The sequence below is a fragment of the Ramlibacter aurantiacus genome, from assembly GCF_016722895.1.
Classification (GTDB): Bacteria; Pseudomonadota; Gammaproteobacteria; order Burkholderiales; family Burkholderiaceae_C; genus Ramlibacter; species Ramlibacter aurantiacus.
On the sequence record NZ_JAEQNA010000001.1, the window covers coordinates 169,095 to 189,247 of the forward strand.

21 protein-coding genes and 1 riboswitch are annotated in these 20,153 nt (G+C 73.2%); of the genes, 13 read left to right on the forward strand and 8 right to left on the reverse strand.

All coding sequences use genetic code 11. The features are described 5' to 3' along the window. Positions 1–32: 32 nt before the first annotated feature. From JI739_RS00835 to JI739_RS00870, 8 genes are all read right to left on the reverse strand, one after another. Positions 33–389, reverse strand: coding sequence for a hypothetical protein (locus JI739_RS00835; protein ID WP_201681956.1), 357 nt, complete (start codon positions 387–389; stop codon positions 33–35). Between the two features lie 50 nt (positions 390–439). Continuing rightward, a complete protein-coding gene (locus JI739_RS00840) occupies positions 440–1,882 on the reverse strand; it encodes a cobyric acid synthase (protein WP_201683254.1) in 1,443 nt (480 codons plus the stop codon). A gap of 313 nt (positions 1,883–2,195) precedes the next feature. After that, complete coding sequence (locus JI739_RS00845) at positions 2,196–2,963, reverse strand: ABC transporter ATP-binding protein (protein WP_201681957.1); 768 nt, start codon at positions 2,961–2,963, stop codon at positions 2,196–2,198. Further along, positions 2,960–3,991 carry a FecCD family ABC transporter permease gene (locus JI739_RS00850; protein WP_201681958.1) on the reverse strand — a complete coding sequence of 344 codons (1,032 nt, stop codon included), beginning with the start codon at positions 3,989–3,991 and terminating at the stop codon, positions 2,960–2,962. The genes JI739_RS00845 and JI739_RS00850 overlap by 4 nt, the downstream gene beginning before the upstream one ends. After that, positions 3,988–4,887 (reverse strand): ABC transporter substrate-binding protein, encoded by a 900-nt coding sequence (locus JI739_RS00855; protein ID WP_201681959.1) that lies wholly within the window; start codon positions 4,885–4,887, stop codon positions 3,988–3,990. The genes JI739_RS00850 and JI739_RS00855 overlap by 4 nt, the downstream gene beginning before the upstream one ends. A 25-nt stretch (positions 4,888–4,912) precedes the next feature. Then, complete coding sequence (locus JI739_RS00860) at positions 4,913–6,742, reverse strand: TonB-dependent receptor domain-containing protein (protein WP_201681960.1); 1,830 nt, start codon at positions 6,740–6,742, stop codon at positions 4,913–4,915. Between the two features lie 70 nt (positions 6,743–6,812). Then, positions 6,813–7,049, reverse strand: a riboswitch (cobalamin riboswitch). A gap of 18 nt (positions 7,050–7,067) precedes the next feature. Continuing rightward, complete coding sequence (locus JI739_RS00865; RefSeq protein WP_236589014.1) at positions 7,068–7,685, reverse strand: acyloxyacyl hydrolase; 618 nt, start codon at positions 7,683–7,685, stop codon at positions 7,068–7,070. Between the two features lie 4 nt (positions 7,686–7,689). Next, positions 7,690–8,469, reverse strand: coding sequence for a class I SAM-dependent methyltransferase (locus tag JI739_RS00870; protein ID WP_201681961.1), 780 nt, complete (start codon positions 8,467–8,469; stop codon positions 7,690–7,692). A gap of 138 nt (positions 8,470–8,607) precedes the next feature. Between JI739_RS00870 and JI739_RS00875 the strand changes: the two genes are divergently transcribed. From JI739_RS00875 to fabG, 13 genes are all read left to right on the forward strand, one after another. Further along, on the forward strand, positions 8,608–8,877 hold the full coding sequence (locus JI739_RS00875; protein ID WP_201681962.1) for a phosphopantetheine-binding protein: 270 nt from the start codon (positions 8,608–8,610) through the stop codon (positions 8,875–8,877). 70 nt (positions 8,878–8,947) lie between these two features. Further along, complete coding sequence (locus JI739_RS00880; protein ID WP_201681963.1) at positions 8,948–9,523, forward strand: COG4648 family protein; 576 nt, start codon at positions 8,948–8,950, stop codon at positions 9,521–9,523. Between the two features lie 7 nt (positions 9,524–9,530). Continuing rightward, complete coding sequence (locus tag JI739_RS00885; RefSeq protein WP_236589015.1) at positions 9,531–10,895, forward strand: AMP-binding protein; 1,365 nt, start codon at positions 9,531–9,533, stop codon at positions 10,893–10,895. Positions 10,896–10,903: 8 nt separating this feature from the next. Next, entirely contained in the window at positions 10,904–11,227 is a 324-nt protein-coding gene (locus JI739_RS24315) for an ApeI family dehydratase (protein WP_354003651.1), read from the forward strand. Then, positions 11,224–12,225: a lysophospholipid acyltransferase family protein gene (locus JI739_RS00890; protein WP_354003652.1), complete on the forward strand. Its 1,002-nt coding sequence runs from the start codon at positions 11,224–11,226 to the stop codon at positions 12,223–12,225. The genes JI739_RS24315 and JI739_RS00890 overlap by 4 nt, the downstream gene beginning before the upstream one ends. Positions 12,226–12,238: 13 nt before the next feature. Then, the gene (locus JI739_RS00895; RefSeq protein ID WP_236589016.1) at positions 12,239–12,838 is read left to right on the forward strand and encodes an outer membrane lipoprotein carrier protein LolA; all 600 of its coding nucleotides are present in this window, start codon (positions 12,239–12,241) and stop codon (positions 12,836–12,838) included. Beyond that, entirely contained in the window at positions 12,835–15,267 is a 2,433-nt protein-coding gene (locus JI739_RS00900) for an MMPL family transporter (RefSeq protein ID WP_201681966.1), read from the forward strand. The genes JI739_RS00895 and JI739_RS00900 overlap by 4 nt, the downstream gene beginning before the upstream one ends. Continuing rightward, positions 15,264–16,106: a polysaccharide deacetylase family protein gene (locus JI739_RS00905; protein WP_201681967.1), complete on the forward strand. Its 843-nt coding sequence runs from the start codon at positions 15,264–15,266 to the stop codon at positions 16,104–16,106. Before JI739_RS00900 ends, JI739_RS00905 begins: the two co-directional genes overlap by 4 nt. Next, positions 16,103–16,855: a methyltransferase domain-containing protein gene (locus tag JI739_RS00910; RefSeq protein ID WP_354003653.1), complete on the forward strand. Its 753-nt coding sequence runs from the start codon at positions 16,103–16,105 to the stop codon at positions 16,853–16,855. The genes JI739_RS00905 and JI739_RS00910 overlap by 4 nt, the downstream gene beginning before the upstream one ends. Next, a complete protein-coding gene (locus JI739_RS00915) occupies positions 16,852–18,036 on the forward strand; it encodes a beta-ketoacyl-[acyl-carrier-protein] synthase family protein (protein ID WP_201681968.1) in 1,185 nt (394 codons plus the stop codon). The genes JI739_RS00910 and JI739_RS00915 overlap by 4 nt, the downstream gene beginning before the upstream one ends. Next, a complete protein-coding gene (locus tag JI739_RS00920; RefSeq protein WP_201681969.1) occupies positions 18,036–18,860 on the forward strand; it encodes a beta-ketoacyl synthase chain length factor in 825 nt (274 codons plus the stop codon). The genes JI739_RS00915 and JI739_RS00920 overlap by 1 nt, the downstream gene beginning before the upstream one ends. Then, positions 18,857–19,300 (forward strand): hotdog family protein, encoded by a 444-nt coding sequence (locus JI739_RS00925; protein ID WP_201681970.1) that lies wholly within the window; start codon positions 18,857–18,859, stop codon positions 19,298–19,300. Before JI739_RS00920 ends, JI739_RS00925 begins: the two co-directional genes overlap by 4 nt. Further along, positions 19,297–20,016, forward strand: a complete 720-nt coding sequence (gene fabG / locus JI739_RS00930) for a 3-oxoacyl-ACP reductase FabG (protein ID WP_201681971.1) — start codon at positions 19,297–19,299, stop codon at positions 20,014–20,016. The genes JI739_RS00925 and fabG overlap by 4 nt, the downstream gene beginning before the upstream one ends. Positions 20,017–20,153 lie beyond the last annotated feature (137 nt).

A 20,153-nucleotide genomic window follows, 5' to 3' on the forward strand; every position in this document is an offset into this window, starting at 1 on the left:
CAGCGCTGCGCAGATCCGTCAAGGCATGAAGATCAGCGAGAAACCGGAGGACCGCGCGCGTCGAACAGCGCGACGTGGCGGGCCACACAGGCCGGGTGCGAGAACACGGCCAGCCAGGGGATCGGGCCGGCGGAGACGAAAACCGTGGCCGAGGTCGTGGGTTGCCCGGGCGCCAACGCGTCGTAAAGCAGGCAGGCCGGATCGCCGGCCGCATGCCCGGCAAAGACGTTCGCGTGCGGGTCGGACGCCGTAGCCGCCGCCGTGGCATGGGGGTTGTGGCGCGTGCGGTGCGCCAGGCCCAGCCACTGCGCACACAGCAGCCCGAGGATCAGCAGCCCGATGAGCTGGACCTCACGGAGCGTGCGGCGGTGACGGGTGGCGAACGGCATGGGCGGGCGATGATGGCATACCGCACCCCGCCGGCTCCAAGGTGTGTTCGTCAGCGCGCCAACTCCTCCAGCACCCCAGGCTCGAAGTGCCGCTCGATGTAGTCCGCCAATCCGTCGAACACCGAATCCAGCGTCCTCACCGCGCTCCCGAACAAGGCCCGCAGGACTGCCGCGTCTTCGAACAAGCCGTGCAGGTACACCCCCAGCACGTTGCCGCCCCGGTTCTGCCAAGCCAATCCCGCGGCCACCTCCCGCGCCACGTCGCCAGCCGCCGCCATGGCGGGGTGCTGCACGGTGAGGCCATGGTGGATTTCATAACCATTCACCTCCAGCCCCGACAGCGCGGCCCAGGGGCCGACGATCTCGCCCAGGCGCAGCCGCGCGAGGCGTACCGTCTTGTCTTGCTCGAACTGCGTGACCAGCGGCAACAGCCCCAGCCCCGGCCCGTTTCCGTCGATGCCGTGCGGATCGAGCAGCGCCTCGCCCAGCATCTGCAGTCCACCGCAGATGCCCAGCACCATTCCGCCCTTGGCCGCATGCGTGGCAACCGCTCGGTCCAGGCCCTGGCCGCGCAGCCAGGCCAGGTCGGCGCTGGTCTGCTTGGAGCCGGGCAACACGATCCAGTCGGCGCCCGCGCAATCCGCGGGCGTGCGGGCCCAGACCAGGCGCAGGCCCGGCACGTTCTTCAGCGGCTGGAATTCGTCGAGGTTGCCGATGCGCGGATAGGCGACGACGGCGACGGTCTGGCGCACCGCGCCGTTCGCGCGGCTGCGGTCGTCGAACACGCCGTCCTCCTCGGGCAGGCCGTGCTGCCACCACATGGGTAGCAGGGCCACCGTGGGTATGCCGGTCATCTGCCGCAGCAGCTCCGGCGCCGGCGCCAGCAGGGCGGCGTCGCCACGAAAGCGGTTCAGCACGAAGCCACGGATCAAGGCTCGCTCGGCCTCCGGCAGCAGGGCCCAGGTGCCATACAGGTGAGCGAAGGCGCCGCCGCGGTCGATGTCGGTAACCAGCAGGCAGGCGGCCTGCGCATGGCGCGCAACGCGCAGGTTGACGATGTCGCTGGCCTGCAGGTTGATCTCGGCGGGCGAGCCTGCGCCTTCGATCACGACCAGGTCATGCGTGGCGCGCAGGGAATCGAGCGCATCGCGCACCACCGGCCACACGCGTTCGCTGCGTTCGCGCCAGGGCGTGGCGCCCAGCGCAGCGTCCACCTGCCCCATCAGGACCACCTGGCTGCGGGTGTCGGCCTCGGGCTTGAGCAGCACCGGGTTCATGGCAACGCTCGGCGGGGTGCGTGCCGCCAGTGCCTGGAAGTACTGCGCGCTGCCGATCTCGCCCCAGCCGCCGTCAAGGCCAGGAACCACCCGCGCGTTATTGCTCATGTTCTGGGCCTTGAAGGGCGCCACGCGCAGGCCCTGGCGCGCGTAGTGGCGGCACAGGGCCGTGGCCAGCCAGCTCTTGCCGGCGCCGCTGCTGGTGCCCAGGACCATCACGCAGCGTGCGGCGGTCACTGGGAACGTCCCCCAGGCTTGCCCGCTGCGCGGGCTGCTCCTCCCCCCTGCGCGAGCGGAGGGGGCTGAGCGCCTTCGGGCGGCCGGGCGGCGAGCACTGGAATGCCTCCCCCAGGCTTGCCCGCTGCGCGGGCTGCTCCTCCCCCCTCCGCGAGCGGAGGGGGCTGAGCGCCTTCGGGCGGCCGGGCGGCGAGCACTGGAATGCCTCCCCCAGGCTTGCCCGCTGCGCGGGCTGCTCCTCCCCCCTGCGCGAGCGGAGGGGGCTGAGCGCCTTCGGGCGGCCGGGCGGCGCTCATCGCGGCAGCGCCACCCAGCGCCCGTCCAGTTGCCGCACCTCGATGCGTCTTTCAAACACGCCTTCCAGGGCGCGGTGCGTGGCCGGGTCGGCGGCGCCGCCGGCATGCCGCACGTGGCCTGCGTCGAGCACCACCACGTCGTCGGCCAGCAAGGCCACCGTGATCTCGTGCAGCACGCTCACGACGGTGCGGCCCTCGGCCACCAGCTGGCGCACCAGCGCGATCCAGTCGGCCTGGTGCGGCGGATCGAGGTTGGCCAGGGGTTCGTCCATCAGCATGAGGTCGGCTTCCACGGCCAACAGGCGTGCCAGCAGCACGCGCTGGCGCTCGCCGCCCGACAACCGGCCGAAGGCGCGGTCGCGCCAGGCCCAGGCACCGGTGGCACGCAGCGCGCGTTCAACGGCGGCGTGGTCGGCCGGGCCGGGCGGCGCCAGCCAGCCCTGGTGCGGCAGGCGCCCCAGCAGCGCGACGTCGAGCACGGTGAGGTCGTCGGCACCGGACGCCCCTGCCCCGCCCTGCGCCAGCCAGGCCACGGCGCGAGCCCGCTCCCGCGCCGTCATGGCACCGAGCGCGCGACCTTGCAGCCGCACCTGCCCGGGATGCGGCAGCAAGCCGGCGCAGGCCTTGAGCAAGGTGGACTTGCCGGCGCCGTTGGGGCCGACGATGGCGGTCCACCGCGCGGGCGCCAGCTTGAGGTCCAGCCCGTGCAGGACCTCGCGCGACCCCAGTCGCACCCGCAGGCCTTGCACGCTGAGCGCCGTCATTCGTCCCCCCGCCGCCGCATGAGCCACAGCAGGTAGCCGCCGCCCAGCAAGGCGGTGACCACGCCCACCGGCAACTCCTGCGGCGCGAGCAGTCCGCGCGCCACGATGTCGGCCAGCAGCAGCAGCACCCCGCCCATCAGGCTGGACAGCAGCAGCAAGGGCGCGTGCCGCGTCTTGAGCACGGCACGCACCAGGTGGGGCGCCGCCAGCCCGACGAAGGCGATCAGCCCTGCCTGCGCGACGGCCGCGCCGGTGGCCAGCGCGATCACGGCCACCATCACCGCGCGCACGGGTGCCATGGGCAGGCCCAGGCTGAGCGCCGTGGCCTCGCCCAAGGCCAGGCCGTCCAGGGCTCGGGAGAGCGCAAGCGCAGGGACCAGGCACGCGAGGCCCACGCCCAGCATCAGCACGGCCGACGTCCAGCCCAGGAAGGCCGTCGACCCCAGCATGAAGGCCTGCATGGCTTGCAGGATCTGCGGCGTGGTGAGCATGACCAGCGAGGTGAGCGAGCCCAGCACCACCCCCACCACCACGCCGGCCAGCAGCAGCCGCAGCGTGTGTTGCACCCCCCGCGCCAGGGTGAGCGTGAGCGCCACCGCCAGCACGGCACCCAGGAAGGCGGCGCCGGTCAGGCCGAGCCGCACGATCCATTCGGCCGCGAACGGCGACACGCCCATGGCCGCCAAGGCCAACGCCACGCCCAGCGACGCGCCCGACGCGCTGCCGAGCAGGAAGGGATCGGCCAGGGGGTTGCGGAACAGCCCCTGTGCCACCGCCCCTGCAAGCCCCAGCAACCCGCCGGCCGCGAAAGCGCCCGCGGTGCGCGGGGCCCGGATGTCCCAGACGATCTGCGAGGCGACGGGGTCGGCGAGCATGCGCCAGACCGGCTCGATGCCGGCGCTGCCCACGCCCAGGCTCAGGATGGCCAGCACGCCGCCGACCAGCAACAGGGCCGCGGCCAGGGCCAGCGGCCCCGCGATGCGCAGGCCAGCCGTGCCGGCGGGTGCGAAGCGGCCGGCAAGCTTCATGGCGCCTTCTCCGCCAGGCATTGCGCCATCAGCCGCGCCGCTTCGGCCATGCGGGGGCCGGCGCGCACCAGCACGTCGCCCTCCTCCGGGCTGAAGACGCAGACCCGCTGCTCGCGCAGCGCGCGCAACCCCGACCAACCCGGTCGCTGCGCCAGGGCGGGCACGTGCCGGTCGCTGACCATGATCACGTCGGGATCGGCGCGCACCACGAACTCGGGGTTGAGCTGCGGAAACGGACCCAGCCCGGTCGGCACGACGTTGCCGGCGCCCAGCCGCGCCAGCGTCTCTCCGATGAACGAGCCGGGCGCCGCGGCGTGCGGTGCGCGGCTCACCTCGAAATACACGCGGGCCCCGCGCGCGCGGGCCGGCAGCGACTGCGCCGCGGCGTTCATCGCCGCATCGATCTGCTGCCAGGTACGCAGCGCCCGCTGCTCGCCCGCGCCGGTGAGCCGGGCCAGCAGCAGCAGCACGCGCCGCACGTCCGCATGGTTCTTGGGCTCCAGCGCGACCACCTTCAGGCCCAGGCTCTCCAGCCGCTGCACGGCACGTGCGGACGGCGCGATCAGCACCACGTCGGGCCGCAACGCGACGACGGCCTCGAGGTCGGGATCGAGCCCGCCGCCCAGCCGGGGCAGCGGCGCGAGCGAAGGCGGCCAGTTGGAGTAGCGGTCCAGGCCGACCAGGCGGTCGCAGTGGCCCAGGGCGCACACGCTTTCGGTGAGGGACGGCAGTAGCGAGACGATGCGTACCGGCGGCGCCTGCCAGCGCCGGGTGGCGCCCCGGTCGTCGGTCAATTCCACCGGCGCGGCCCGCGCGGTGCCCAGGGCCATGCAGGCCAGCAGCAGCCAGCCCCGGGCCAGCCGCGCCCACCATCCCTTGCCTTGCAAGCCGCTCATGCCGGTCATTCTGCGGGGACGGCGCCTACTTCGGTTCCCACTGCAGCGCCACCTGCGCCATGCGCCCGGGCATGCGGTAGCCCAGCGCGGTCTGCCAGTCCTTGCCGGCGACGTTGTCGATGCGGGCCAGCAGGCGCCAATCGCGCCCGATCGCCGTCGAGGCGTGCAGGTTCAACAGGCCGTAGCCCGGCAGGCGCTGGGTGTTCGCGGCGTTGTTGAAGCGGTCGTCCACCAGCTGCAGCTCGGCACCGGTGGTCCACCCGGCGACGCGGGTGTCGGCGGCCAGCGTGGCGAAGCGGCGGGCGCGGCGTGGCAGCTGGTTGCCGGTGGCGAGGTCGCGCGGATCCTGCAGGTCGAACGAGGCGCTGAGGTTGACGCTCCCCAGGCGATGGCCGGCGGCCAAGGTCAGGCCTTCCAGCTCGGCTTGCCCGGTGTTGGCGTAGCAGCCGAAGGCGCTGGCCGTGGGCGGGCAGTTGCCGGGGCCGCTGAGAAAGTTGATCAGCTCGCGCACCCGGCTGCGGTAGGCCACCGCGCTGAAGCTGGTGCCGGCGCTGGCATAGCGCAGCCCGATCTCGCGGTTCTGCGCCCGCTCGGGACGCAGCGTGGGCAGGCCATAGATGCTGAAGCGCTGGAACAGCGTGGGCGCCCGGAAGGCCGTGCCGGCCGAGGCGGTGATGCGCCAGTCGGGGCGGAACTCGAAGCCATAGGCCAGGCTGCCGGTGGACTGGCCGCCGAACTCGCTGTCATCGTCATGGCGCGCGTTGAGTTGCACCGTGTGTGCGCCCTGCCTCAGGCCCCAGCCCAGCGCCAGGGCGTTCTGGAATCGATCGGTCACCGCGGGGCTGGTGCTGGCGTTGTCCAGGCGGTCCTCGCGCCGCTCCAGGTCGATGTTGAAGCGGTGCGCGCCCAGGCGCCATTCGTTCTGCAGCAGGTAGCTGGTGACGCGCGTTTCGGTGACGTAAGGCGATGGCGTGGTTTCGTAGCGTTCGGTGCCGCGACTGAGCGCCAGCCGCGTGCTGTAGCGGTCGGACCAGCGCGCCGACCACGCCGCGCCCAGCGTGCGCAGGTGCTGCAGGGCGTGGTCGTCGAATCCCGGCATGAATCCGTCGAACTGCGCGTCGAGCCTGCTGGCCAGCGCGGTGAGCTCCACGCGGTGCGCATCGTCCAGCCGCCAGCCCAGGCTGCCGGAGGCGGAGCGGCGGCGATAACCGTCTTCGTCGGGGTTGCCGGTGACCTGCGAGTCGAAGCCGTCGCTGCGCTCGCCGGCCAGCCCGAGCGAATAGTCGATGGCGCCGCTGCGGCCCCGCACCGACGCCTCGGCCCGGCGCGTGTCGTTGCTGCCGATGCCCACCAGCACGGTCGGCGTGGGCGGTCCCTCGCCACGGCGCGTGAAGATCTGCACCACGCCGGCCATGGCGTCGGAGCCGTACACGGCGGCGGCCGGGCCGCGCACGATCTCGATGCGGTCGATCTGCGACAGCGGGATCGCACTCCAGCTGAAGCCGCCGGTGGCCTGCGAGTCCACGCGCACGCCGTCGATGAAGACAGGGGTGAAGCGGTTCTCGGCGCCGCGCACGAACAGGCTGGTGGTGCCGGCCGGTCCGCCGTTGCGCGACATCGCGATGCCGGGCTGGCGCACCAGCAGGTCGGCCAGCCCGGTGGCGCCGCTGCGCTCGATGGCGGCGCGGTCGATCAGCGTCACGTCGGCCAGCACGTCGGTCAGCGGCTGCTGCACGCGCGTGGCCGTCACGACGATCGGATCGAGGGTGGATGGGGAGGCGGGTTGCGCAAGAGCCGCACTGGGCGCGACCAGGGAGAGCGCCAACAGGCGCGAAGGGGACGGACGAAACGTCATGGAATCAACACAAGCAGGATGCCGGCACCGCCTTCCCCGACGGTGCATGGGCGACCGGCGCCGCCCAAGGGCGCGCGCCACGCTGTTGGCCGGTATCCGGGCTGGCAGAGCGGCTTGCGGCGCCTTCCCGGATGCGGGTGCATCCAGTGGCGGTGTGCCGTCAAGTGATCGCCCGTGTGAACGATCCGTCTGCTTACCGTTGCGGGGGCAGCGCAGGTTAGGTCGGCTTGTGAGCCTTCCCTCCTGCTTCCCGTTGAACTGCGGCCCGATGATCGGGCGCGCGAGCACCAACGGGGGGGATTCTAGGGGGCTGGGCCGCCCGTGATCAGTCCAGCGTCCAGACCACGCCGATGTTCAAGCCCAGCACATCGATGCCTGGGTTGGGATCCGTCATGCCGAGGTTGGAGTGATGGGTGAAGTAGGCGCCCGCGGTGACGCCGAGTCGGGCATCGAGTTGGCGGCGCCAGCCCAGGTGCGCGAACCAGTTGAAGCTGAGGTCTTGCCCCTGCCCACCCGGCACGCCCTTGGAGTTGACGAAACCGGCACCGCCGCCCACTTCGAGGAAGGCAGCCTGGCGGCCGTCGGCGGACCACAGCTGCAGCGAGGGCGCGCCCGCGAAGGCGACGTAGTAGTCCTCGGGACCGTTGCGGATGAATTCCGACACCAGCGCCAGCCGGTGCCTGAGCACCAGCCGCTCGCCCGCCGCGCCGCGCCACACCTCGGCGAACACCGGGCTGCGCCACACGGCCTGCACCGGCACGATTCGGTATTCGTGCGGCGAGTTGTCGCGCACCTTGGCCAGCCAGCCGCTTTCGACCGCGAACTCCCAATGGTCGGCCGGATGGGGGCTGCGCGTCTGCACCTGGGCCTGGGCCTGGGCCGCCAGGGCCGCTGCACCCAGCAGCATGGCCGCGATCGCCTGCAACCGCCGCTTCGCGCTCATGCGATCAGCCCCGCGCGCGGTACTCGGAAAAGATGCCCAGCTCGACGTGGCGCTCGGCGTCCATCAAGCCGGCGGCCGAGAGCGTCTGCAGCACGCGGGCGGGCGGCACGCAGGCCTCGATGGTGTCCCAGTAGTAGCGCCACAGCATGGGCGTGGAGGCCGAGCGCGACACCGCACGTGCCATCAGCGGCACGGCTCCGCGCATGTAGGCCTTGAGCAGGGTCTTGGCGATCGACCCTTCGGGGCTGGTGATCTCCAGGACCAGCAGCCGTCCGCCCGGCTTGAGCACGCGGCGGAACTCGGCGGCCGCGGCGGCGAAGTCGGCGATGTGGCGCAGCGCATATCCCATGACCAGGAAGTCGGCGCTGGCGTCGGGCACCGGAATGGACTCGGCACGACCCACGCGGCACTCGACGGGGTGCCCGTCGAAACGGGCCTGCTCCATCATCCCGGGGCTCGGGTCGACGCCCACCAGGCGCTCGGGCTGCCCGGTGATCCGCAGGATCTGGCGCGAGACCAGGCCGGTGCCCATGCCCACGTCGACCACCTGCATGCCGGGGCGCAGGCCCGCGCGCAGCAGCGCCTGGCGCCGGTACCACGAGCCCGTGCCCAGGCCCAGGATGGCTTCCAGGCGGTTGTAGTCGACCGCGGTGTCGTCGAAGGTCTTGCGCAGGAAGGCTTCGCGCGCGGCCGGGTCGTTGCTGTCGTAGTAGGCAGGCAGCGGCGAGTGCGGCAAGGACACGGCGTCGCGCTCGGATACCGGGGTGGGGAGGGGGGATGGCATGGCTCGGCAGGTTCTTCGGGATTGTGAGCAGGATTACCGCGAAACGCCGTCCGCGGCACAGGCGGCGCCGGGGATTGTGGCCCATGGGCTCAACTAGAATGGCGCGCTTTCTCTGCCCCTGCGGCAAGAGGCTCACGAATGACGACTGCCAACAACGAATTGATCCGCGAGGTGGCGGGGCTGCTGGTCGAGGCGCTGAACCTCGAAGTCTCCCCCGAAGACATCGACCCGCAGGCGCCGCTCTATGGCGACGGACTGGGGCTCGATTCCATCGACATCCTCGAGGTGTCGCTGGTGGTGTCCAAGAAGTACGGCGTGCAGTTGCGCGCCGACGACGAGAACAACGAAAAGATCTACGCGTCGCTGGCGGCCTTGTCCGACTACATCGCCGCCCATCGGAAAGCCTGAGATGGCCGGGCGGGCGTCGTCGTGTAGCCGATGGGCGCTTCCCGTCCTGCTGGCGGCGGCCTATGCCGTGGTGTCCCATTCCCTGATGACGCGGGCCGGCGACGCCGGCATCACGCTCCTGGTCGTGCTGGGACCCCTGGTCCTGCTGGGCATCGGCGGCCTGTGGCAGTCCGGCCGCAAGGTCCTGGCCCTGGGCTGCACGGTGGGTGCCGCACTGGCCGTTGCGGGCTTGCGCGGGCAGGCCCTTTCCCCCGCCCTGCTGTACCTGGCCCAACACGCCGGCATCCATGCGGCACTGGCGGCCTGGTTCGGCTCCACCCTGCGGCGCGGCTCACAGCCGCTGATCACGGCGCTGGCCGCGCGCGTGCATGGCGGCATGACTCCCGCCATGGCCGGCTACACGCGCCGCCTCACGGCCGTCTGGACGCTGTACTTCCTGGCCATGACCACCGCGTCCCTCTTGCTGTACGCCTGCGGCGACTTCGACCATTGGTCGCTCTTCGCCAACCTCCTCACGCCGGTGTTCACCGTGCTCATGTTCGTCGGCGAATACCTGCTGCGGTACCGCCTGCATCCCGAGTTCGACCGGGTCGGCCTGGCGGCGGGTTTCCGCGCCTGGCAGGCCAGCGGTCGGTCTCCCAAGTGAGAGCCCCATGCTGCAACGCTTTCCCCTGCTGAACGATCTCGGGAACCTGGACGAGCCGCTGGCCTGGCGTGCCGGCGAGCCGATCTCGCGGCAGCGCTTCCTGGCCGACTCGCAGGGCCTGGCCGCGGCCCTGCCCGCGGGCGGGCCGGTGCTGCCGATGACGGCCGACCGCTACCACTTCGCCCTGGCGCTGGGCGCGGCCCTGCTGCGAGGACAGTCGGCGCTGATGCCGCCGAACCACACACCCGACATGGTGGCGCGCCTGCGATCGCTGTTTCCTTCGGCCTACGTGCTGGCCGACCCCGGGCAGCCGGCGCTCGCGCTGCCCACGGTGTCCTTCGGCCCGCTTGAACCAAGGCCCGCCGCTGCCGCAGTCCCGGCGCTCGCCGGCGACCACCACGCGGCCTGGGTGCTCACCTCGGGATCGACGGGCCAGCCCATGCCGCACGGCAAACACTGGGGCCCCCTGCACGCCAACGTCGGCGCCGAAGCCGCGCGCATCGCCCGCTACCTGGGCCGCCCCAGCCTGCGCGGCGTGGCCGTGGTCGGCACGGTGCCGGCCCACCACATGTACGGCTTCGAATCCACCGTGCTGATCGGGCTGATCGGCGGGGCCTCGTTCGCGGCCGAGCGGCCGTTCTATCCGCAGGACGTGGCGAATACGCTGGCCTCGGTGCCTCGGCCGCGCGTGCTGGTCACCACGCCCCTGCACCTGAAGGCGCTGCTCGAGTCGGGCGTGGAGGTGCCGCCGACCGACCTGGTGATCAGCGCCACCGCGCCCCTGTCGCCACAGCTGGCCGCGCGCGCCGAAGCCGTGTGCGGTGGCCTGCTCATGGAGATCTACGGGTGTACGGAGGCGGGCCAGGTGGCCAGCCGCCGCACGGTCGAAGGCCCCGAGTGGGAAACCTTCGACGAGCTGCGCCTCCGGGGCAATGGCGAGTTCGTCACCGTCAGCGGCGGCCATGTGCCCGAGCCCACCCGCCTGGGCGACGTGCTCGACGTGATCTCGCCCACGCGCTTCCGGCTGCTGGGCCGCTCCAACGACCTGATCAACGTGGCCGGCAAGCGCAGTTCGCTGTCGCACCTGAACCACCATCTCAACAGCATCGACGGCGTTCACGACGGCGTCTTCTTCCTGCCCCGCGAAGGGCACGGTGAAGAGGCCGTGCGGCTGGTGGCGCTGGTGGTCGCGCCCGAGCTCAGCGACTCGGCGCTGCGGTCCGCACTGCGCGAGCGCGTGGATGCCGCCTTCCTGCCCCGGCGCATCGTGCGCGTGCGGTCGCTGCCGCGCGATGCCACCGGCAAGCTGCCGGCGCAACGCCTGGCCGAGTGGGCCGCCGCGCTGCTGGCGGCGCCGGCTTCGCGCTTTTGAGGCCGGCCGTGCAGTCGGTGCCGATCGCGCTGCCGCTGGCGCACCCGGCCTTCGAGGGCCACTTCCCGGGGCAACCGCTGTTGCCGGGCGTGGTGCTGCTGTCGGAGGCGCTCGAGGTGCTGCTGCCGCTGTGTCCCGCGCAAAGCACGCCCGTGTTGTCGCAAGCCAAGTTCCTCGCGCCCGTGCGACCGGGCGCCGCGCTCGAGCTGCGCTGGGCGCCACGCGCGCAGGGATGGCGCTTCGAACTGTGGCGACACGCCCTTGGCGACAGCGAAGGCGGCGTTCTCGCGGCCACCGGGCAACTCGACGTGCCCGGCGGGAGCAACGCGTGAGCGGCTCGAGACGCGAAGCGGCGCCCTCGAACTGGGCCAGCCAGTCCGAGCGCGGCAGCCTGGCGCTCATTCGCGCCATGCGCTGGATTGCGGTGGCCCTGGGCCGGCCGGTGGCCCGCGCACTGCTGCACCCCATCGCCGCGTACTTCCTGCTGTTCGGTGGCCCAGCCACAAGGGCGTCCGCCGCCTACCTGCGGCGCGTGCTCGGGCGCCGCCCGGGCTGGCGTGAGCGCTATCGCCACATCCACCGCTTCGCCGCCACCGTGCTCGACCGCGTCTACCTGTTGCGAGAAGAGGGACGCGGCTTCGAGGTCGAGGTGAGCGGCGCCGACGCGCTCGACCAGGTGCTGGCGCATGGCCGCGGCGCCCTGCTGATCGGCGCGCACCTGGGCAGCTTCGAGGCGCTGCGCGCGCTGGGCCGGTCGCGTCGGGGGCTGCGCGTGGCCATGTGCATGTACGAGCACAACGCCCGCAAGATCAACGCGGTGCTGCAGGCCATCGCACCGCAGGCCGAGCTGCGCGTCATCGGCCTGGGGCGGCTCGAATCCATGCTCGAACTGCGCGACTGGCTGCAGGCGGGCGGCGTCGCCGGGGTGCTGGCCGACCGTGGCCTGCCGGCGGGCATGTCCGCGGGCCGTTCGCGCAACGTGTCCGTGCCCTTCCTCGGCTCGCCAGCCCTGTTTCCCGACGGCCCCTTCCGGCTGGCCGCCATGCTGCGATGCCCGGTCGTGTTCATGGCCGGGCTCTACGAGGGCGGCGCACGCTACCACCTGCAATTCGACGAGCTCGCCGATTTCAGCGCGGTGGCGGCCGGCCCCGCGCGCGAAGCGGCCATCGAGCAGGCGCTGCGGCACTACGCCGCGGTGCTCGAACGCCAGTGCCGCCGGTCCCCCTACAACTGGTTCAATTTCTATGACTTCTGGGCGGGCGCTCGCGACGCGAAGCCCGTCGCAGCCGCGCAGCCGCATGAGCCCCCGACCTCCCACGCCCGCTTCTGACGTCCGCCGCCGCATGCTGGCGGCCCTGGCGGGGCTGGCCTTGTGGCCGGCCGCGCCGCTGGCCTCGCGGGCGGCCGGCTTCGACCTGGCCGCCCTCACCCGCCTGCTGGGGCGCAACGAATCGGGCGAGGCGCTGTTCCGCGAGGAGCGGCATGTGGCGCAGATCGACCAGCTTCTGCATGCCAGCGGCCGACTGAGCTTCAGCGCGCCCGATGTGTTCGTGCGCGAGACGCTGCAGCCCCGTCGGGAGCGCATGGCCGTGAACGGCAACCGGCTCACGCTCACGCAGGGCGGCCGCACCCGCACCATGGCCCTGGACGCCACGCCCGAGGCGCTGGTGATGGTCGAGGCGATCCGCGGCACCCTGACCGGCCGGCGCGACGTGCTCGAGAAGCACTTCGAGGTGAGGCTGTCCGGCGACGCCGCGCTGTGGCAGCTGGAGCTGGTGCCGCGCGATACCCAGGTCCGCGCGCAGGTCCCGCTGCTGCGCCTGACCGGGCAGCAGGCCCAGGTGCGCGAGCTGCGCGTGTCCATGGCCAACGGCGACCGGTCGGTGATGCAGATCGAACCGCTGGACGGGCGCACCAGCGCCCCCGCCACCCCGCGCCCGTGAAGCCTTCGCGTCCTCGCTGGCAGGACCCTGCCGTCTGGTCCTGGCTCGTGCTGATGGCGCTGGGCCTGTGGCTGTGCGTACGCGCCACCTATGTGGCGGACATGTCGGCCTTCCTGCCGGCCCAACCGCGCGCCGAGCAGCAACTGCTGGTGTCCCAGCTGCAGGCCGGCGCCACCTCGCGGGTGCTGCTGGTGGGACTGCGCGGCGGCGATGCGCCGGGGCGTGCCGAGGCCTCGCGCCGGCTGGCGCAGGCGCTGCGGGCGAGCGGCGCGTTCGAGAGCGTGAACAACGGCGACAACGCGGGCCAGGAAGCGCTCGGACGGGTGCTGTTCGAGCACCGGTACCTGCTCAGCCCGGCGATCGATGCCCAGCGCTTCACCGTGGAGGGCCTGCGCGAGGCGCTGCTGGACACCGCCAGCCTGCTCGGCACGCCTGCCGGTGCCGCCCTCGGGCCCCTGGTCTGGCGCGATCCGACGGGCGAGGTGGTCCGCATCGCCGAAACCATGATCCCCGCGTCGGCGCCGCGCATGGAACACGGTGTCTGGATGTCGCGCACCGAGCCGCGCGCGCTGCTGCTGGCGACCAGCCGGGCCGACGGCTCCGATCTGGACGGCCAGGCCCGGGCGCAGGACACCGTGCGGCGCGCGTTCGAGGCCCTGCGCCTGCCCGCCCTGCAGCTGGAGCTGTCCGGCCCCGGCACCTTCGCCGTGCAGTCACGCGCCGCGGTGCAGGCGGAAGTGGAGCGCCTGGCGCTGCTGGACACCGTGGCCCTGCTGGGGCTGCTGCTGGTGGCCTTCGGGCGGCTGCTGCCGCTGGGGCTGGCGCTGCTGCCCGTCGCCAGCGGGGTGGTCGCCGGCATCGTCGCGGTCCACGCGGTGGCCGGCCAGGTGCACGGCATCACCCTCGGGTTCGGCATCACGCTGATCGGCGAGGCGGTGGACTACGGCATCTACTACCTGGTGCAGGCGCGGCAGCACGGGCGGGCCGGCTGGCTGCGGACGCAGTGGCCCACCGTGCGGCTGGGGCTGCTGACCTCGGTGGCGGGGTTCGCGGCACTGGCGGTGGCCGGCTTCTCGGGACTGGCGCAACTGGGCGTGTTCGCGGTCAGCGGCCTGGTCGCCGCGGCGCTCACCACGCGCTTCCTGCTGCCGGTGCTGGCGCCGCAAGGCACGGCGGGCCGGGGACTGCGCCCGCATTTCGGCCGCGCCCTGGGCCAGCTGTCGGCACGTGCACCGGCCTGGCGCACACCGCTCGCGCTGGCGGTGCTGGCCGGTGCGGCCTTGCTGCTGGCGCTGCCTTCGCCCTGGCGCGGCACCCTGGCCGGCCTGAGCCCGATTCCGCAGGAGGCGCTGGCGCTCGATGCGTCGCTGCGGGCCGACCTGGGCGCCAGCGAATCAGGCCTGCTGGTGGCGGTGCAGGGGCCGGACGAGGGATCGGTGCTGCAGGCCGCCGAGCGCGCGGGCGAACGGCTGGACGCCCTGGTGGCGCAGGGGCGCCTGCTCGGCTACCAGTCCCCGGCCACCCTGCTGCCCAGTCCGGCGACCCAGCTCGCCCGGCGCGGCGCCCTGCCCGAGGAATCGGTGCTGCGCCAGCGCCTGGAAACCGCCGCCGCCGGCGGGCCGTTCCCGCCGGCGCGCCTGTCCGGTTTCATCGCCGACGTGCAGGCCCAGCGCAGTCGCGAGCCGCTGCGCCCGCAAGACCTGGCCGGCACCCCCTTGGCCACGGCGCTGGCGGCGCAGCTGGTCCCCGGCCGCGACGGCTCGCCCTGGCAGGCCTTGATCCAGCTGCAGCTGGCGGACGAAGCGCCCGCAGGCGCGAACGGCGCGGCGGCGCCCGTGCTCACGGCGGCCGAGCTGCGCCAGGCGCTGCAGCCGCTGCCGGGGGTGCAGGTGCTGCACGTCAAGACCGAGATCGACGCCATCTACGCCGACTACCTGCAGGAGGCGCTGAAGCTCTCCCTGCTCGGCGCCCTGGCCGTGGTGGCGCTGCTGGCCGCCCAATTGCGCGACGGCCGCCGTTTGCTGCGGGTGCTGGCCCCGCTGGCCGGCAGCACCGTGGCGGTGCTGGCCGCCTTCACCCTCGCCGGGGTCGCCCTGGGCGTGCTGCACCTGGTGGGGCTGCTGCTGGTGGTGGCCATCGGCTCCAACTACGCCCTGTTCTTCGATCACCTGCAGGTTCACGGGCAGGCGGACCCCGAAACGCTGGCCTCGCTGCTGATCGCCAACCTCACCACCGTGGCGTCCTTCGCGATCCTGGCGACGGCCGACATTCCCGCCCTCGCCGCCGTGGGCCAGACCGTGGCCCCCGGCGCCGCGTTGTCGCTGCTGCTGGCCGCCGCGTTCTGCCGGGGCGGCCCCGCGAATGCCCATGGGAGAATCGCCGCCACGGCTGAGCCGCTCCAGCCGCAGCGCGAGACCCGAACCCCGTGACCTTTCCGATTGCACCCACTGGCCGCCCGCCGTGGCGGCCCACGCCGCTGCTGCGGGTCACGGCAGCGGTCCACCTGGGCGCCGTTGCCGGACTGCTGGCCGCGCCCGCCTCCTGGCCCTGGACGCTTGCCGCCCTGGGCCTGAACCATGCGTTGCTCACCGCCACCGGCCTCTGGCCCCGCTCCACCGCCCTGGGCGAGAACCTGGTGCGGCTGCCGCCCGCCGCCGCCGCGCGCGGGGAAATCGGGCTGACCATCGACGACGGGCCCGACCCGGCCGTCACGCCGGTGGTGCTCGACCTGCTCGACCGGCTGGACGTGCGCGCCACTTTCTTCTGCATCGCCGGGCGCGCCCGCGCGCACCCGCAACTGGTGCGCGAGATCGTTCGGCGGGGCCACAGCGTGCAGAACCACAGCCGCATCCACCGGCACGACTTCTCCCTGCTCGGCCCGCGCGGGTTCGCCCGCGAGATCGAGGGCGCGCAAGCCATCCTGGGCGACATCACCGGGCAGCCGCCCACGCTGTTCCGCGCCCCGGCGGGGCTGCGCAATCCCTTTCTTGCGCCGGTGCTGCACCGCCTGGGCCTGACCCTGGTCAGCTGGACGCGGCGCGGCTACGACACCCGCGAGACAGATCCCCGCAAGGTGCAGGCGCGCCTGTTGCGCGGACTGGCCGCAGGCGACATCCTGCTGCTGCACGACGGCAACGCCGCACGCACCCCCGGCGGGCGGCCGGTGCTGCTCGACGTGCTGCCGGCACTCGCGGCACGAGCGCATGACCGTGGCCTGCGCCTGGTCACCCTGCCGGCTGCCCTTGATCCCGAACCGTTTTCGACGTGAACGCCACCTCCCGCAACCCCGACACCCTGGCCTGGCGCCAGTTGCTCGACCTGGCCAGCGAGCCCTATCGCGGCGCCGGCCGCTTCGCCTGGCACTTCGCCCGCGGCAAGCTGGGCATGGACCCGGTCTTCCGCCACCTGCTGCGCCACGGCCTGATCGCGCCCGGCGCGCGCGTGCTCGACATCGGCTGCGGCCAGGGACTGCTGGCCAGCCTGCTGCGCGCCTGCGGCCGCGGCGAAGTGGCGCACCGATGGCCCGCCGGCTGGGCCCCGGCGCCCGCCGGCGCGCGCGTCACCGGCATCGAGCTCATGCCGCGCGACGTGGAGCGTGCCCGCGCTGCGCTGGGCGAAGGCGGCGACGCCCGCTTCGTCTGCGGCGACATGCGGCGGGTCGACTTTCCGGCCTGCGATGCGGTGGTCATCCTGGACGTGCTGCACTACGTGACCCACGCCGAGCAGAACGAAGTCCTGCGCCGCGTGCGCGATGCACTCGCCCCGGGCGGCCGGCTGCTGCTGCGGGTGGGCGATGCCGGCGCGCGGCGCGGCTTCGCCATCAGCCAATGGGTGGACCGGCTGGTCACCCGCGTGCGTGGCCACACCGTGCCGCCCACCTACGGCCGCACCCTGCCCGAGTGGATCGAGCAACTGCGCGCCCTGGGGCTGCGGGTCGAGCCGCGCCCCATGAGCGAAGGCACGCCATTCGCCAACGTGCTGCTGGTCGCGCAGCGCGAGGAGGCCGCCAGGCCATGAATGCGCTGCCCATCACCCACTCGACCCTCAGCACCGCGCTGGGCGTCGGCGGCTTGGCCAACTGGCAGGCCCTGCGGGCGGGGCGCAGCGGCCTGCGGCCCTGCGACTTCGAGGACGTGCGGCTGCCCGGCTGGATCGGCACCGTCGAGGGACTGGCCGACGCCGCCCTGCCGGCCGAGCTGCAGGCCTTCGATTGCCGCAACAACCGGCTGGCCTGGCTCGCCCTGGGGCAGGACGGCTTCGCCGACGCGGTGGGACGGGCGCGGGCCCGCTGGGGCGCGCACCGGGTCGGCGTGATCCTGGGCACCAGCACCTCGGGCATCCTGCAGACCGAGCACGCCTACCGCGCGCGCGGCGGCGACGGCGCCCTGCCCGCTTCCTTCCGCTACGAGGCCACGCACAGCACCGGCTCGCTGGCGGCCTTCGTGGCCCAGGCGCTGGCGCTCGAAGGGCCGCATTGGGTCATCTCCACCGCCTGTTCCTCGGGAGCCAAGGCGTTCGGGGACGCCGCGCGGATGATCCAGGCCGGCTTCATCGACGCCGCCGTGGTCGGCGGGGTGGACAGCCTGTGCCTGACCACGCTGTACGGGTTCAACTCGCTGCAGCTGTTCTCGCCCGACATCTGCCGCCCCTGGGACCAGGGCCGCTCGGGCGTGTCGCTGGGCGAAGGCGCGGGCTTCGCCCTGCTGCAGCGCGATGCCGGCGACGAACGCGCCGCCGGCCACCTGTTGGGCGTGGGCGAAAGCAGCGACGGACACCACATGAGCGCACCGCACCCCGAAGGTGCCGGCGCCGTGGCAGCCATGCGCCAGGCGCTGGCGCAGGCGGGCCTGCAACCGGGGCAGATCGACTACGTCAACCTGCACGGCACCGCCACCCCCAGCAACGACGCGGCCGAGGACTGCGCGGTGGCCACGGTGTTCGGCACCGCCACGCCCTGCAGCTCGACCAAGGGCGCCACCGGCCACACCCTGGGCGCGGCCGGCGCGGTGGAGGCCGCGATCAGCCTGCTGGCCCTGTCGCAAGGCTGGATGCCCGGCGGACAGAACCTTCGCCAGGCCGACCCCGCGCTGCGCGTGGCCTACCTGCGCGAAGGCCGGCCCGCACCCCTGCGCCACGTGTTGAGCAATTCATTCGGATTCGGCGGCTCCAATGCCTCGCTGGTCCTGGGAGCGGCCTGATGGCGAACGGCACCCTTCGACTCCTGGGCGTGGGCCTGATCGGCCCCGGCCTCGCCAGCTGGGCCGAGGCCCTGCCCCTGCTGCGCGGCGAGCAGCCCTACCAGCCCGGGCCCACCACCATCGCGCCGCCCCAATGCCTGCCGGCGGCCGAGCGGCGACGTGCCGGCACCGCCGTGAAGATCGCCCTGGCCGCCGCCGAGGCCGCCTGCGCACACGCCGACACCGACCCGGCCACGCTCGCCACGGTGTTCACGTCCTCCAGCGGCGACGGCGCGAACTGCCATGCGCTGTGCGAGGCACTGGCCAGCGCCGACCCGGTGGACCGCCTGATCTCGCCCACCCGCTTCACCAACTCGGTCCACAACGCGGCGGCAGGCTACTGGCACATCGGCGTGAAGGGGCGCGCGGCGTCCACCAGCCTGTGCGCGCACGACGAGAGCTTCGCGACCGGCCTGTCGTCGGCGGCGGCGCAGGTGCTTTCCACCGGCGCCCCCGTGCTGCTGGTCGCCAGCGACACGCCGTATCCCGAGCCGCTGCACGCCAGCCGCCCGCTGGCGTGCACGCTGGGCCTGGGGCTGGTGCTGGCCCCGGGCGATGGGCCTGCTGCTCGCGGCCAGGCCCTGCTGCGATTCGACCTGCGCCCGGCGCGCTCGCCTGGCGAGACCAGCCACTGCCAGGACCCGGCCCTGGAGGCCCTGCGCACGGACCTGCCCGCCGGCCGGGCCCTGCCCCTGCTGGAGGCACTGGCTCGCGGCCGCCCGGCGCGCGTCGCGCTGGCCCTGCCGCCGGCGCTGTCGCTGCTGATCGACCTGGACTTCGCATGACCCTCGGCCACGACGACATCGCGGCGCTCATCCCGCACAGCGGCCGCATGTGCCTGCTCGAATCGGTGCTGGGCTGGGACGACGCGGGCATCCGCTGCCTCGCGCGCAGCCACACCGACCCGGACAACCCCTTGCGCAGCCGCAGCGGCCTGCTGGCAACCGCCGGCATCGAATACGCCGCGCAGGCCGCCGCCGTGCACGGCGGCCTGCGCGCCCGCGCCAGCGGCCGCAGCGCCGCGCCAGGCTTCCTGGCCAGCGCGCGCGGGGTGCGGCTGCACCGGTTGCGGCTGGACGACCTGCCCGGCGAGTTGTCGGTGCAGGCGGAGCACCTGGCGGGCACTGCCGAGCAACTGCTCTACACCTTCGAACTGCGACACGACGGCCAGCCCGTGCTCGACGGGCGGCTGGCGGTGGTCCTCAACATGGCGCTGCCCGCATGAAGCGCGCCCTGGTGACCGGTGCCAGCGGCGACCTCGGCCGCGCCATCGCCCTGCGCCTGGCGCGCCAGGGGCTGCACGTGATCGCGCACGCGCATTCACGGCTCGCGGGCGCCGAAGCCGTCGCGCAGGCGATCCGGGACGACGGCGGTTCGGCCGAGGCGGTGGCCTTCGACGTGACCGATCACGCGGCCTGCGCCGCACAGCTGGCTGCCCTGCTGGAAGCGGGAGCGATCCAGGTGCTGGTGAACAACGCCGGCATCCACGACGACGCGGTGTTCCCCGGCATGACCGAGCCGCAGTGGCGACGCGTGCTCGACGTGTCCCTCAACGGCTTCTTCAACGTGACGCAGCCGCTGTCCTTGCCCATGGTGCGCACGCGCTGGGGTCGCATCATCAGCATCAGCTCGGTGGCGGCCGTGACCGGCAACCGCGGCCAGGTGAACTACGCGGCGGCCAAGGGCGCGCTGCACAGCGCGAGCAAGGCCTTGTCGCTGGAACTGGCCCCGCGCGGCATCACGGTCAACGTGGTGGCTCCCGGCATCATCGCCTCGGCCATGACCGCCGGTTTGTTCGACGCCAAGGCCATCGCGGCCCTGGTGCCGGCCCGGCGCGCGGGAACGCCGGAGGAAGTGGCGGCGCTGGTGGGCTTCTTGGCGGGTGACGAGGCGGGATACATCACCGGACAGGTGCTGTCGATCAACGGGGGGATGGGGTGATCGCTGCGCCCGGTCCTTCCATTGGCCTGCACCGCGCGCAGGGCCGTTCGACCGGCCTGTCCTGAGCCTTGTCGAAGGGCCCACGGAGAACGGGGTGAGAGATTCCGTTCGGGCTGAGCTTGTCGAAGCCTGCAGGA